The organism is Bradyrhizobium sp. USDA 4454, assembly GCF_054822705.1.
The window spans coordinates 4102443-4115464 of record NZ_JBTRCN010000001.1; the positions used below are offsets into that span (position 1 = coordinate 4102443).

Annotated in this window: 15 protein-coding genes; 10 read left to right on the forward strand and 5 right to left on the reverse strand. The window is 64.9% G+C overall.

Annotated elements, in window-relative coordinates; all coding sequences use genetic code 11:
• Positions 1-7 precede the first annotated feature (7 nt).
• Both ACVIW0_RS19220 and ACVIW0_RS19225 read left to right on the forward strand, forming a co-directional pair.
• Entirely contained in the window at positions 8-781 is a 774-nt protein-coding gene (locus ACVIW0_RS19220) for a transporter substrate-binding domain-containing protein (RefSeq protein ID WP_461353735.1), read from the forward strand.
• A gap of 175 nt (positions 782-956) precedes the next feature.
• The gene (locus ACVIW0_RS19225) at positions 957-1706 is read left to right on the forward strand and encodes a DUF2147 domain-containing protein (RefSeq protein WP_461353736.1); all 750 of its coding nucleotides are present in this window, start codon (positions 957-959) and stop codon (positions 1704-1706) included.
• A 159-nt stretch (positions 1707-1865) separates the two neighbouring features.
• Here the strand turns inward: ACVIW0_RS19225 and ACVIW0_RS19230 are convergent, their stop codons facing one another.
• Positions 1866-2270, reverse strand: a complete 405-nt coding sequence (locus ACVIW0_RS19230) for a (R)-mandelonitrile lyase (protein ID WP_461353737.1) — start codon at positions 2268-2270, stop codon at positions 1866-1868.
• 23 nt (positions 2271-2293) lie between these two features.
• Positions 2294-2992 (reverse strand): ribonuclease activity regulator RraA, encoded by a 699-nt coding sequence (locus tag ACVIW0_RS19235; protein WP_461353738.1) that lies wholly within the window; start codon positions 2990-2992, stop codon positions 2294-2296.
• Positions 2993-3207: 215 nt separating this feature from the next.
• Between ACVIW0_RS19235 and pxpB the strand changes: the two genes are divergently transcribed.
• From pxpB to ACVIW0_RS19255, 4 genes are all read left to right on the forward strand, one after another.
• Positions 3208-3939, forward strand: coding sequence for a 5-oxoprolinase subunit PxpB (pxpB, locus tag ACVIW0_RS19240; protein ID WP_461357371.1), 732 nt, complete (start codon positions 3208-3210; stop codon positions 3937-3939).
• The gene (locus tag ACVIW0_RS19245) at positions 3936-4970 is read left to right on the forward strand and encodes a 5-oxoprolinase subunit C family protein (RefSeq protein ID WP_461353739.1); all 1035 of its coding nucleotides are present in this window, start codon (positions 3936-3938) and stop codon (positions 4968-4970) included. The genes pxpB and ACVIW0_RS19245 overlap by 4 nt, the downstream gene beginning before the upstream one ends.
• An 88-nt stretch (positions 4971-5058) precedes the next feature.
• Positions 5059-5832 carry a LamB/YcsF family protein gene (locus tag ACVIW0_RS19250; protein ID WP_461353740.1) on the forward strand — a complete coding sequence of 258 codons (774 nt, stop codon included), beginning with the start codon at positions 5059-5061 and terminating at the stop codon, positions 5830-5832.
• 150 nt (positions 5833-5982) lie between these two features.
• Complete coding sequence (locus tag ACVIW0_RS19255) at positions 5983-6405, forward strand: hypothetical protein (protein WP_461353741.1); 423 nt, start codon at positions 5983-5985, stop codon at positions 6403-6405.
• Positions 6406-6479: 74 nt separating this feature from the next.
• Here the strand turns inward: ACVIW0_RS19255 and ACVIW0_RS19260 are convergent, their stop codons facing one another.
• From ACVIW0_RS19260 to ACVIW0_RS19270, 3 genes are all read right to left on the reverse strand, one after another.
• Positions 6480-6632 carry a hypothetical protein gene (locus ACVIW0_RS19260; protein ID WP_461353742.1) on the reverse strand — a complete coding sequence of 51 codons (153 nt, stop codon included), beginning with the start codon at positions 6630-6632 and terminating at the stop codon, positions 6480-6482.
• 260 nt (positions 6633-6892) lie between these two features.
• Positions 6893-8050 (reverse strand): CmpA/NrtA family ABC transporter substrate-binding protein, encoded by a 1158-nt coding sequence (locus ACVIW0_RS19265; protein WP_461353743.1) that lies wholly within the window; start codon positions 8048-8050, stop codon positions 6893-6895.
• Positions 8047-8637 (reverse strand): ANTAR domain-containing response regulator, encoded by a 591-nt coding sequence (locus tag ACVIW0_RS19270; RefSeq protein WP_461353744.1) that lies wholly within the window; start codon positions 8635-8637, stop codon positions 8047-8049. The genes ACVIW0_RS19265 and ACVIW0_RS19270 overlap by 4 nt, the downstream gene beginning before the upstream one ends.
• Positions 8638-8856: 219 nt before the next feature.
• On the opposite strand from ACVIW0_RS19270, the gene rimO reads away from it, so the two are divergent.
• The 4 genes from rimO to ACVIW0_RS19290 all read left to right on the forward strand — a co-directional run bounded on the left by rimO (position 8857) and on the right by ACVIW0_RS19290 (position 12950).
• Positions 8857-10182: a 30S ribosomal protein S12 methylthiotransferase RimO gene (rimO, locus tag ACVIW0_RS19275; protein WP_461353745.1), complete on the forward strand. Its 1326-nt coding sequence runs from the start codon at positions 8857-8859 to the stop codon at positions 10180-10182.
• A gap of 381 nt (positions 10183-10563) precedes the next feature.
• The gene (locus ACVIW0_RS19280) at positions 10564-10779 is read left to right on the forward strand and encodes a hypothetical protein (RefSeq protein WP_461353746.1); all 216 of its coding nucleotides are present in this window, start codon (positions 10564-10566) and stop codon (positions 10777-10779) included.
• A gap of 400 nt (positions 10780-11179) precedes the next feature.
• On the forward strand, positions 11180-11506 hold the full coding sequence (locus ACVIW0_RS19285) for a tetratricopeptide repeat protein (RefSeq protein WP_461353747.1): 327 nt from the start codon (positions 11180-11182) through the stop codon (positions 11504-11506).
• Between the two features lie 247 nt (positions 11507-11753).
• Positions 11754-12950: an acetylornithine transaminase gene (locus ACVIW0_RS19290; protein WP_461353748.1), complete on the forward strand. Its 1197-nt coding sequence runs from the start codon at positions 11754-11756 to the stop codon at positions 12948-12950.
• The last annotated feature ends 72 nt before the right edge of the window (positions 12951-13022 follow it).

Below are 13022 nucleotides of genomic sequence, written 5' to 3' on the forward strand. Positions count from 1 at the left end.
CACTTCTATGTTTCGCGCGCTGGCCGGCCTTGCTCTCGCTCTGCTTCTGTCCGTCGCGCATGCGCAGCCAGCGCCGTCCCGGCTCGATGAGATCGTTAACCGCGGCACGCTGCGCGTCGGCATGACCGGCGACTATCTGCCCTTCACGGCGCTCGACAAGGAGACCAAGACCTTCCGCGGCTTCGACGTCGACATGGCGCAATCGCTCGGCAAGGCGCTCGGCGTCAAGGTCGAGTTCGTACCGACATCGTGGCCGCAGATGATGAAAGATTTCGAAGCCGACAATTTCGACATCGCGATGGGCGGCATCTCCATCACCTTCGACCGGCAGAAGAAGGGCCTGTTCTCGACTCCGATCATGCGGGAAGGCAAGACGCCGATCGCGCGCTGCGCCGACCAGGGCAAGTACAACACGCTCGCCGAGATCGACAAGCCCGGCACCCGCGTCATCGTCAATCCCGGCGGCACCAATGAGCGGTTCGCCCGCGCCCATGTGAAGGCCGCTGAGATCCGCGTGTTCAACGACAACACCAAAATCTTCGACGAGATCGCCAGGGGCGACGCCGATTTGATGATGACCGATGCGTCGGAGACACGCTATCAGCAGAAGCTGCATCCCGGCGTGCTCTGCGCCGTGCATCCCGACAAGCCGTTCGACTTCGCCGAAAAAGCGTATTGGATGCAGCGCGACGTCGCGTTGAAGGCGTTCGTCGACCAGTGGCTCCACATCGTGCGCGAGGATGGCAGCTACGCCAAGATCTACGCTGCATGGTTCGAATAGCCTGCGTCAAACGCACGCGCTCGTCATTTGATGCGGATCGCCTGAAACCAAACTGCAATCAGTGATTTGAACCTCAACCGCGAGGACACGACTCATGTTCTGACCGTGATTTGGGACTCGTTCAACGAGGCGGTCACCGGATAGCCCTTGCGAACGGGGTTCAGCGGAGGTCGAGATGAGACAACTTCTGGCGATCGCCACCCTTGTGCTGGCAAGCACGGCCGCAGCACAGGCGCAATACACCTTCGATTATGGCGGTCGCACCATCCGCATCGATCCGGATCGCGGCACGGTTTCGATCCCCGGCGTCTACGACAATACTCCCCGCCACACCAAGCGCGCCAAAAGCAAGGACGCCGAGCAGAAGCGCGACACGGCTCCCAAGCAAGCCAAGACGGATTCTGAAGCCGTGCCCGCTGCTCCTCCGCCCGCACCGACAGCGTCTCAGCCGGCCGACCCGAGCGGCGCGGCGGCGCCACCTTTGCCGACTGCCGCGACCACACCGCCGCCGCCCGTGCCGCCCGCTGTGCAGCAGAGCGCTGCGCCGCCGGCAAAGCCCGTCACTGTCGGCGCCGCCCCGCCAAGCGCGCCTGCGCCCAAGCCGGCAGCAAACCCCGTGCAAGCAGCCAACTCCCCGCTCGGCCTCTGGCTGACCGAGGAGAAGGAAGGCAAGGTCCGCATCGAGCAATGCGGCGCCAATCTCTGCGGTTACGCGGTCGACAAGAAGTCGAACGCCAATGGCGAGCAGGTTTTGATCAACATGAAGCCCGGCAAGGACAAATGGAGCGGCCGTATCTTCGATCCGAACAGCGGCAGCACCTACGATTCCACCATCGCGCTGAAGGGCCCCGACACGCTGCGGGTCCAGGGCTGCGCATTCGGCGGCATGTTCTGCGGTGGCCAGACCTGGACGCGGGTGAACTGATCGATCAACTTCGTAGCCCGGATGAAGCGCAGCGAAATCGGGATTTCCGCCGCGGGAGAGACCGCCCCCGGATTTCGCTGCGCTTCATCCGGGCTACACGTGGACAACAAAAAGCCCCACTCAAGAGCGGGGCTTTTCTCGTTGGCCAGCGGCGGCCTATCAGCCGGCCTTGCCGTTGTATTCCTCGTCGGTGACGTGCTCCATCCAGGTCGAGAACACGCCGTCGAGCGCCTCCTGCATGGCGATGTGGGTCATGCTGTTGTCGGGCGAGGCGCCGTGCCAGTGCTTCTCGTTCGGCGGAATCCAGACGACGTCGCCGGGGCGGATCTCCCGGATCGGGCCGCCCTTGGCCTGGACCCGGCCGATACCTGAGATCACATAGAGCGTCTGCCCGAGCGGATGGGTGTGCCAGGCGGTGCGCGCGCCGGGCTCGAACGACACGCGCGAGGCATTCAGCCGGGCCGGCGCGGGCGCCATGTTGATCGGGTCCTGCAGCACACTGCCGGTGAAATGCTCCGCCGGCGCGCGGCGGGTCGGCCGCGAGCCGGAAACGTGGATGTCCATGGGGTTACCTCCCTTTCTTGACGTTATTTCTTGGCCGCGGCGTAACGCGCCTTGGTCTCCGCATTCATCGGATACAGGCCGGGCAATTGGGCGCCGTTGTTCACCTCGTTGACGATCCAGGCTTCCATCCGTTCCTGCTCCGGCCCTTCGGCGAGCACGTGATCGAGGAATGCCTCCGGGATCAGCACCGCGCCGTCCTGATCGGCCACGACGACGTCATTCGGAAACACGGCAACGCCGCCGCAGCCGATCGGTTCGCCCCAGCCAACGAACGTCAGCCCTGCAACCGACGGCGGCGCGGCATAGCCGTCGCACCACACCGGCAGGCCGGTGCCGAGCACGCCCTCGACGTCGCGCACCACGCCGTCGGTGATCAGCGCCGTCACCCCGCGCTTGACCATGCGCGCGCAAAGGATGTCGCCGAAAATGCCGGCATCGGTGATGCCCATGGCATCGACCACGGCGATGCAGCCCGCCGGCATCGCCTCGATCGCGGTGCGGGTCGAGATCGGCGACGACCACGACTCCGGCGTCGCCAGATCCTCGCGGGCCGGCACGAAGCGCAGCGTGAAGGCGGGTCCAACCAGCCGCTTCTGTCCGGGCTTCAGCGGCTTGGTGCCGCGCATCCAGATGTTGCGCAGGCCCTTCTTGAGCAGGACTGTGGTGATGGTGGCGGTGGACACGTGCGACAGCGTCGCGATCGCCTCAGTGGACAGTGACATCTGGAAAGCTTGCTCCGATGGGAGGAAAAAGACCGGCGCATGTTGCCGGGCAAGGGCGTTGCGTCAAGGGCTGAACGAAAATCCTGCGATCATCCAAATTTATCGCTGGCATGCCGATTAATTTATTGAAGTTGCTGCATCATTTTGCAGGAAGCGAATTCCGTTCCGGAGCGAAACACGCTAGCTTGATGGGTGACCGAAGCCTGCTTGATCCAATGGCCGAACCCTTAAGTCCTCCCCGCCTTTTGCCGAGCGGCGACAGCGCCGTCACGGTGGAATTCAGCCGCACCATCGATGATGCCGCCAACCGGCGGGTGCTGGCGCTCGACCGCGTGATCGCGGCCGAGCCGATCGCTGGCATCAGCGAGACCGTGCCGACCTACCGCTCGCTGCTGGTGCATTACGATCCCGTACAGATCGGCTTCGATGCGCTAGGCGAGCAGATTCTCGCGCGCGCCGCCAAGGCGTTGCCGACCGAGACCGGAACGCGGCGCTGGCGCATCCCCGTGACCTATGGCGGCGAGCACGGCATCGATCTCGAGGATGTCGCGAAAGCGCTCCAGACCACGCCGGATGACATTGTGGCGCGCCATGTCGCCGGCGACTATCGCGTCGCCATGATCGGCTTCACGCCCGGCTGGTCCTATCTCAGCGGTCTGGAGACGTTCCTGCACATGCCCCGGCGCAAGGATCCGCGGTTGCTGACGCCCGCCGGCACCATCTCGATCGGCGGCATCCAGACCGGGGTGCAGTGCCTGGCCGGCCCGAGCGGCTGGCACCTGCTCGGCCGAACGCCGGTGAGGACCTATCAGTTGCATCGCGATCCGACCTTCCTGCTGGAGCCGGGCGACGCCATCACCTTCACGGCGATCGACGCCAAGACCTTTGCCGAACAGGACCGCGCCGCCGAGGCCGGCGAATTCGTCGCAGAACTGGTGACGTTATGAGCAAGCTCGTCGTCACCTCGATCGGCCCGGCGACCTCGGTGCAGGACGCGGGTCGTCCGGGCTCGCAGCGCTATGGCCTGGTGCCGAGCGGCGCGATGGACCGGCTTGCGCTGGCTGCGGCCAATACCCTGGTCGGCAATGCGCCGTTCGCTGCCGCGGTCGAGATCGGCCCGTTCGGCGCCAGCTTCACCGCACGCAACGGCGCCGTGCGCGTCGGGCTCGCCGGCGCGGAGCGCAATGCGGATATCGGCGGTCGGCCGGTTGCGTTCGACAGTTCGGCAACGCTGGCCGACGGCGAGACGCTCAATCTCGGCTTCGCGCGCGGCGGCTCGTTCAGCTATCTCGCGATCGAGCACGGCATCGAGGGCGAGCCGATGTTCGGCAGCCTCGCCGTCAATGCCCGCGCCGGGCTCGGCAGCCCCTACCCGCGACCGCTGCAAAGCGGCGACGAGCTGAAGACGCAAGCCGCGAGTGGCTCGCCCGAGCGTCGCATCGAATTGCCGGCGGCCTCCGAGGCGCCGATCCGCATCCTGTTCGGCCCCCAGGACGACGAGTTCGCCGCAGACAGCAAGAAGCTGTTGACCGACAGCGAGTGGAAGATCTCGGCCACCAGCGACCGCATGGGCTACCGGCTCGAAGGTCCCGTCATCAAGCACCTCGACGGCCACAACATCGTCTCCGACGGCACGGTCAACGGCAGCATCCAGGTGCCCGGCAACGGCCAGCCGATCGTACTGATGCCGGACCGCGGCACCAGCGGCGGCTATCCGAAGATCGCAACCGTGATCACGGCCGATTTCGGCCGCTTCGCGCAGATCTCCGCCGGCAGGCCGTTCCGCTTCAAGGCAGTGACGATGGCGGAGGCGCAGGCCGAGGCGATCAAGTTCCACGCGCTGCTGCGGTCCCTGCCCGACCACCTCCGCAGCATCGAGGATTTCGGCCTCAACATCGAGGCGCTGAGAGATGCTAACGTCGCTGGCCAGGCGGTCAGCGCCATCGATGCTGCGACCTGGCAGGTCGCCGTCCCGTAGAGCATCATCCGGAAAAGTGCGAAGCGGTTTTCCGATAAGATGATGCTCAAGCAAGTGAGCCAATACCAACAACAACGGATCTGTCGTCATGACCTCAACCATCGACCTCAATTGCGATCTCGGCGAAAGCTTTGGGCCCTGGGAAATGGGCAACGACGCCGCGATGATCGAGCTTGCGACCTCGGTCAACGTCGCCTGCGGCTTCCATGCCGGCGATGCCGACATCATGAGGAAGACGGTCGAGCTCGCGAAGGCGCGCGGCGTCAGCATCGGCGCCCATCCTGGTTATCGCGACCTGCACGGCTTTGGCCGCCGCCCGGTGCCCGGGCTGACTTCTTCGGAGATCGAGAACCTCGTCGCCTATCAGATCGGCGCGCTGCAGGCGATCGCGACCGCGGCCGGCCACAAGGTGACCCATGTGAAGGCGCACGGCGCGCTGTCCAACGTCGCCTGCGAGGACGACATGACCGCGAGGGCGATCGCCAGTGCGATCAAGGCAGTCGATCCAAATCTCATCTTCGTTGTGCTCGCAAATTCGAAGCTGGTGCGCGCAGGCGAAGCCGCCAATCTCAGAATGGCGCATGAAGTATTCGCCGACCGCGCTTATGAGGACGACGGCAATCTGGTGTCGCGCAAGAAGCCCGGTGCGGTGCTGCACGATCCCAAGGCGATCGCCGAGCGCGTGGTGCGGATGGTGCAGGATGGCGCGGTCGTCTCAATCACCGGCAAGGTGATCAAGATGCAGACCGACACCGTCTGCATCCATGGCGACACGCATGGCGCGGTCGAGATCGCGCGCGATTTGCGCGCGGCGCTGAAGCAGGCGGGCATCACGGTTGCGCCGTTCAAGACCGCGCACTGAGCCGACGACGCCATCCATCAGCAAGGGCCGGCCGCCGCGCCGGCCCTTTAGATTCCGTTAAGAGTCTTCTTAAACCCAAACTTGCCGTTTGATTGCTAGGTGCAGCTTCCGAGCCTCTGATTGTCCTCTCAGGAAATTGGATACCAAAGCATGTTCCGCACCAGCCTCTCCCTCGCCATTGCTGCGGTCGCCACCGCCGCGTTCAGCAGCGCGGCCTCCGCCGGCTGCTACAGCTGCTATACGCCGCCGCCCCAGCCCTGCACGACCTGCTATCAGGTGCAGAGCGTGCCGCCGCAATATCGCACCGTGCAGGAAACCGTGATGGTCGCACCAGGCCGCGTCGTCGCGCATCGCACGCCGGCGCAGTACCGTACCGTGATGGTGCCGCAGACCGTGATGGTCGCGCCCGAAGGCGTCGCCTATGAGCGCATCGCGCCGCAATACGCCACCCAGGAGCGCACCGAGATGGTCTCGCCCGGCTATTCCTACTACGCGCCGGTTCAGCAGACCTGCAACACCTGCGGCGGTGGCTACGGCTACGGCTATGGCTACGGTCACGGCTACGGCTACTGAGCCGTCAGCATCCAGCCGACACAAAGCCGCCGCCCGAGGACATCGGACGGCGGCTTTGCAATTCTCTCAGGGCCTCAGAACGGGTGGACGGACAGCGTGCCGAACACGATGGCCGCGATCACCGCAAACGCGCTGTACAGCGCCGCGGTATGTACGCCGGTCCCGGACTTCTTCGAAATGTGTCGCGCGTAAAGGTGCAGGCGGGCTTCCGCCGATAGTTCGCGCATGGTCGATCTCCAACGCCCCATTCTCGGGCATATGGAATATCGTTCGCGCGGCAATTCAAGCGGGTGGCGAAAATAGCGATGCCACCGCCTTCGGGAACCCGGTTCCGAGAGGAATATTCCTTCTTGAGAGCGGGCCCGAGAATCCTATTCGTTGCAATCCGAGGCGTCCGGAACCCGCCGGCCTCGCAACGACCAAAAACTCGTGAAACAACCCCATGCAAAGGAGCCAAGAGGGGATAACTGAGGCCGCTGCCCGCCGCTCAGGGCTTCCAGCGCCCGATCTTGAAGGCGGTCAGATGGCCCGGGATGTCGGCCGGATCGAAGGGTGGACCGGCGAACGCGCCGATGGCGCTGGAGGCGCCTGCCGGGCGCCCTGACGCGGCGTCGTAAAGGTCAGGCCTGAACACGGCCATCGCAGCCTTCAGCGCCTCCGGCCGGTACGGCGTCTGGCCCCAGCGCACCATCTGGGCATAGAGCCAGGCCGCCTGCACCGGGTCCGGCCGCGCCGCGGCCTCGCGCCCGACCAGCAGATAGCGGCTGCTCTCGCGCATGGTGCCGTCGGGCGAGATCTTCAGCCGGCCATCGAGCGTACGCTGGATGACGCTGGCATCGACGCCGATCCGCTCGGGTGAGCTGAGGATGCGCGCCACCTCGCTCCGGTTCTCGGGCTGCTCGATGAACTCGGCGGCGCGCAGATGCGCGCGCACCAGCGACGCGACGATGTCGGGATGCTTCTCCGACCAGCTCTGCCGCACCGCCAGCACCTTCTCCACCGCGCTGAGCAGAATATCGGAGACGAAATGCAGGATGTGGCCGATGCCGAGATCGACCGCGATCGAATTCCAGGGCGCGCCGACGCAGAACGCGTCGACAAGGCCGTTGGCGAGGCTGTCCACCATGTAGGGCGGCGGCAGCACCACGAGCTGGACGTCCTCGTCGGGATCGACGCCGCCGGCGGCCATCCAGAACCGCAGCTGGTAATTGTGGGTCGAGAACGGAAACGTCATGCCAAAGGTCAGCGGCTCCGCCCCGCTTCCGCGCCGCTTCGCCACCACGCGGGCCAGCGCTTGCGAGGTCGCCATCGGGTCGAAGCGATCGCCATCGAGCTCCTCCATCAGCGCCGCATGCAGCGCCGGCGACACCGTGATGGCGTTGCCGTTGAGCCCGAGATTGAAGGGCGCCGTGATCGGCACCTTGACGTGGCCGAGCCCGAGGCTGGAAGCGATCGCGACCGGCGCCAGCAGATGGGCGGCATCGAACAGGCCGATATTGAGCTTGTCGCGGACATTCGACCACGACACTTCCCGCATCAGGGTGACGTCGAGACCCTCGTCCGCGGCAAAGCCCTTGTCGACGGCGGTGATCAGGGCGGCGGCATCCACCAGCGGAATGAACCCGATGCGCAAGGATGTGGTCATTTGAGCAGCTCCGACGCCGTCAGGATCGATTGCGCGATCTCGCCGATCTTCTTCTTCTCGCGCATCGCGGTCGAGCGCATCAGCACATAGGCCTCCTCTTCGGTCAGCCCCTTCACCTTCATCAGGATGCCCTTGGCGCGATCGATCACCTTGCGCTCCTCCAGCGCATGCTTGGTGCGGTCGAGCTCGTCCTGCAATTTGGAAAAGGCATTGAAGCGCGACACGCAGAGATCGAGGATCGGCTTCATCCGTTCCTTCTTGAGCCCGTCGACGATGTAGGCTGAAACGCCCGCCTCGACCGAGGCCTGGATCGAGGCGGCATCGCTCTGATCGACGAACATCGCGATCGGCCGGCGCACCGCGCGGCTGACCTGGAACATTTGTTCCAGCACGTCGCGGCTGGGGTTCTCGAGGTCGATGACGATGATCTCTGGGTCAAGCGCGTAGATCCGCGACAGCAGGCTCTGCATCTCGCTGATATGGACCACGTCCGTATAGCCGGCCTCCCGCAGTCCCTCCTCCAGGATGGCCGCGCGGATCGGGCTCTCGTCGACGATGACGATCCTGGGAGACGATTCAGCGCTCATCGGCCACCGAACATAATGCGATCCAATTGGATCGCAGTATGCTTTCATCCTTGCTCAAACGCGTTTTCTTCACGCGAACCGGTACCCACTTCGCTCGAAAACGCTCTCTTAAGAACCCGGCAATCGCATCCATATCACGCCGGAAGGCCCCGGAAAGGGTTGTAATTCTCGGCAATTGGGACTAGCTCCTGCCCATCAATCAGGCAGATTTGGGACGATATGCAAGAGGCCGCCGCGCCGAAAGTGAGCTTTGTGTCCTTGGGTTGCCCCAAGGCCCTGGTGGATTCCGAGCGCATCATCACCCGGCTGCGCGCGGAGGGCTATGAGCTGGCGCGCAAGCATGATGGCGCCGACATCGTCATCGTCAACACCTGCGGCTTCCTCGACAGCGCCAAGCAGGAATCGCTGGCCGCGATCGGCGAGGCCATGGCCGAGAACGGCAAGGTCATCGTGACCGGCTGCATGGGCGCCGAGCCCGAGCAGATCGAGAGCGCCTATCCCGGCGTGCTCTCGATCACGGGCCCGCAGCAATATGAGAGCGTGCTCGATGCCGTGCACCGCGCGCTGCCGCCGGCGCACAACCCGCATGTCGACTTGGTGCCGCCGCAGGGCGTCAAGCTGACGCCGCGCCACTACGCGTACTTGAAGATTTCCGAAGGCTGCAACAATCGCTGCAGCTTCTGCATCATCCCGAAGCTGCGCGGCGATCTGGTGTCGCGGCCGGCCAACGACGTGCTGCGCGAGGCCGAGCGGCTGGTGAAGGCCGGCGTCAAGGAATTGCTCGTCATCTCGCAGGACACCTCGGCCTATGGCGTCGACCTGAAATATGCCGAGAGCCCGTGGCAGGACCGCAGCGTGCGCGCGAAGTTCTTCGACCTCGCCAAGGAGCTCGGCGAGCTCGGCGCCTGGGTGCGGCTGCAATATGTCTATCCCTACCCGCATGTCGACGAGGTCATCGGCCTGATGACCGAAGGCAAGGTGCTGCCCTATCTCGACATCCCGTTCCAGCATGCGAGCCCCGACGTGCTGCGCGCGATGAAGCGCCCGGCTGCGCAGGAGAAGACGCTGGCGCGGATCCAGAAGTGGCGCGAGCAATGCCCCGAGCTGACGCTGCGCTCCACCTTCATCGTCGGCTTCCCCGGCGAGACCGATGCCGATTTCGCCTATCTGCTCGACTGGCTCGATGAAGCCGGGATCGACCGCCTCGGCTGCTTCAAATACGAGCCGGTCGCCGGCGCCACGTCGAACGCGATCGGCAATGCCGTGCCCGAGGAGGTCAAGCAGGAGCGCTGGAATGCGCTGATGGCCCGGCAGCAGAAGATCTCGGCGCGGCGCCTGAAGCGCAAGGTCGGCACCCGCCAGCAGGTGATCATCGACGAGGTCGGCCCGACGGTCGCCAAGGGCCGCTCAAAGGCCGATGCGCCCGAGATCGACGGCGCGGTCTACCTCACCAGCCGCCGTCCGCTGAAAGTCGGCGAGATCGTCACCGCCAGGATCGAGCGCTCCGACGAATACGATTTGCACGGCAGCGTCGCGGGATTCTAGGACGCGGGACTCATTAAGGCGCAGCCATAGCCTGATTGACGCGAGTTGACCACCGCGTGGATTTTGCTCGTCAGACCGCCGCGTGACTTGCGGCCATGGGGGGTACCGTGGGCCCGCCTTAGGTCCGCAGCGAATGACCCGCCCACCCCAAATTCAGGCTCTCGGCTCGTCATCTGCATGACAGACTCGTCCTGACCGGGCGATGGACCAGCAGGTGATCCGGCGCTCCCTTGAAAACATCGAGCGGTGCTTGGAAATCCTGCAGTGTCCATCTCCAAACACCTTCGCTGGGTGCAATACCCAGTTGCGAGAAGCCGACGACGGTTAGGGTGCGATTTACCGTTTGGCTTTTTTTGGGGGGGGGGGGGGGTAAGCTCTCGCATGGACCGCGCCATGCAGCTCAGACACCTGGAAGACGCCGAGCGGCACATCGCGCAAGGCGCGCGACACATTGCTGAGCAGGAGGAGCGGATACGCGGCATGTTGCGACGGGGCCACAATGCCGACGAGGCTCAGAAGCTGCTGGACAACTTCCATGCGTCCCAGGCGCAGCACATTCAGCACCGGAACCGCATTCTCAAGGAGCTGGAGGAGTAACGAAGGGCCATGTCTCGGACATGCTCCCCAGCAGGTCATCCGGCACTTGAAGCCAACTGATCGGATTCCCGGCAAGTGGACGGACGCGAAGGCCATCCGGCGTCAATTGCGCCGAAGTTCCGGGAGGGCAGAGATAGATACGCTGGCCGACTACGACACGTCGCTCCGGCTCGATCCCCGCTACGCACCGGCCTATGGCAACCGCACCCGGCTGTTTCGCGATCGCGGCGAGTCGATCGGGCGCTCGCCGATCTCGATCAATCGCTGCGGCTCGATCCGGCCGTTTACCGCGACTATTACGCGCGCGGCAACCTCCATCTCGGACGGCAGGACTACGCGCGGGCGTTCGACGATTTCAGCAACGCGATCAAGTTCAATGCGAAATATGCGGCCGCGCTCAATGCGCGTTGCCCTGACGCGGGTGATCCTGGGCCAGGCGCAGCAGGCGCTGGCGGATTGCGAGCAGTCGCTGCAATGGAATCCGGACGATCCCTACATGCTCGACAGCCGCGCAATCTGCCGCCTCAAGCTCGGCGAACCTGACGCAGCGATTGCGGATTTCGATGCGGCGCTGAAGATCAAGCCGAAGCTCGCGAGCTCGCTCTATGGCCGCGGCGTCGCGCGGCGCAAGACGGGCGACGCCGCTGCGGCGCAGGCCGACATTGCTGCCGCCGAGGCGATTCAGCCCGACATCGCCGCGGAATTCGCGCGCTATGGCGTCGAGTGACACTTCGTCGGCGCTTGACATGGCCTGCCTTCTCGCTGTATGGCCCTGCGCCATGAAGCTGAACCGGACCCACCGCCGCGCCATCTGCCGTCGTCGCTCCCGCGACGATGCTGGGCCGCGCCGTGTCCGACGCCATCGCTGATGAGCTGACATCAGCCAGGGTTTTCGAGAAGGCCGCGCCCCCAAAGCGCGGCCTTCTCGCTTTTCGGCCTGCCCTTTTCCCACACCGACCCCAGAGGAGATCGACATGACCAACGCTACCCATCCGTTCGAGGCGCTGATGGACATCACCGCCCGCCCCGAGGTCGTGTTCGTGCGCGGCGCCGGCTCGTATCTGTGGGACAACAACCGCAACCGCTATCTCGATTTCGTGCAGGGCTGGGCCGTCAACGCGCTTGGCCATTCGCCGCCGGCCATCGCCGACGCGCTGGCTGCGCAGGCGCGGCGGCTGCTGACCCCGAGCCCCGCGTTCTACAACGAACCGAGCCTGAAGCTGGCAAAGGCGCTGGTCCAGAACAGCTGCTTCGACCAGGTGTTCTTCGCCAATTCCGGCGCCGAGGCCAATGAAGGCGCGATCAAGCTCGCGCGCAAATTCGGCGCCAAGTACAAGGGTGGCGCGCACGAGATCATCACCTTCGAAGGCGGCTTCCACGGCCGCACGCTCGCGACCATGTCGGCCTCGGGCAAGAAGGCGTTCGAGCCGCTGTTCGAGCCGAAGGTCTCGGGCTTCCGAAAAGCGAAGCTGAACGACATCGAGTCGGTGCGCAAGCTGATCTCTGCGTCGACGGTCGCGGTGATGCTGGAGCCGATCCAGGGCGAAGCCGGTGTCTGGCCCGCCACGGATCAGTTTCTGCAGGAGTTGCGCGCGCTGACCCAGCAACGCGGCCTGCTCTTGATCTTCGACGAGATCCAGACCGGCATGGGCCGGACTGGAAAGCTGTTCGGTTATGAGCATGCCGGGATCGCGCCCGACATCATGACGCTCGGTAAGGGCATTGGTGGCGGCGTGCCGCTCGCGGCGCTGCTCGCGACCGAGCATGCTTCGTGCTTCGACCACGGCGATCAGGGCGGCACCTTCAACGGCAACCCGCTGATGTGCGCCGCCGGCCTTGCGGTGCTCGATCAGATCGGCAAGCCCGATTTCCTGAAATCGGTTGCCGATTCCGGCTTGCTGCTGGAGCGCGAATTGCAGCGGCTGTCGGCGCGGCATGGGCTCGGCGAGATCAGGGGCCGCGGCCTGTTGCTCGCGCTCGATCTCAAGATGCCGATCGGCGCGGCCGTGGTCGCCGAGGCGTTTGCGGCCGGCGTGCTGATCAACTCGCCGCAGCCGGACACGCTGCGCTTCATGCCGGCGCTCAACGTCACGCGGGAGGAGATCTCCGCGGTCATTGATTGCCTGGACACGGTGCTGACGAAGGTCGGTGCGGCGCGGCGGGTGGCTTGATGATGACTGTCATTCCGGGGCGATGCGCAAGCATCGAACCCGGAATCTCGAGATTCCGGGTTCACGCTTCGC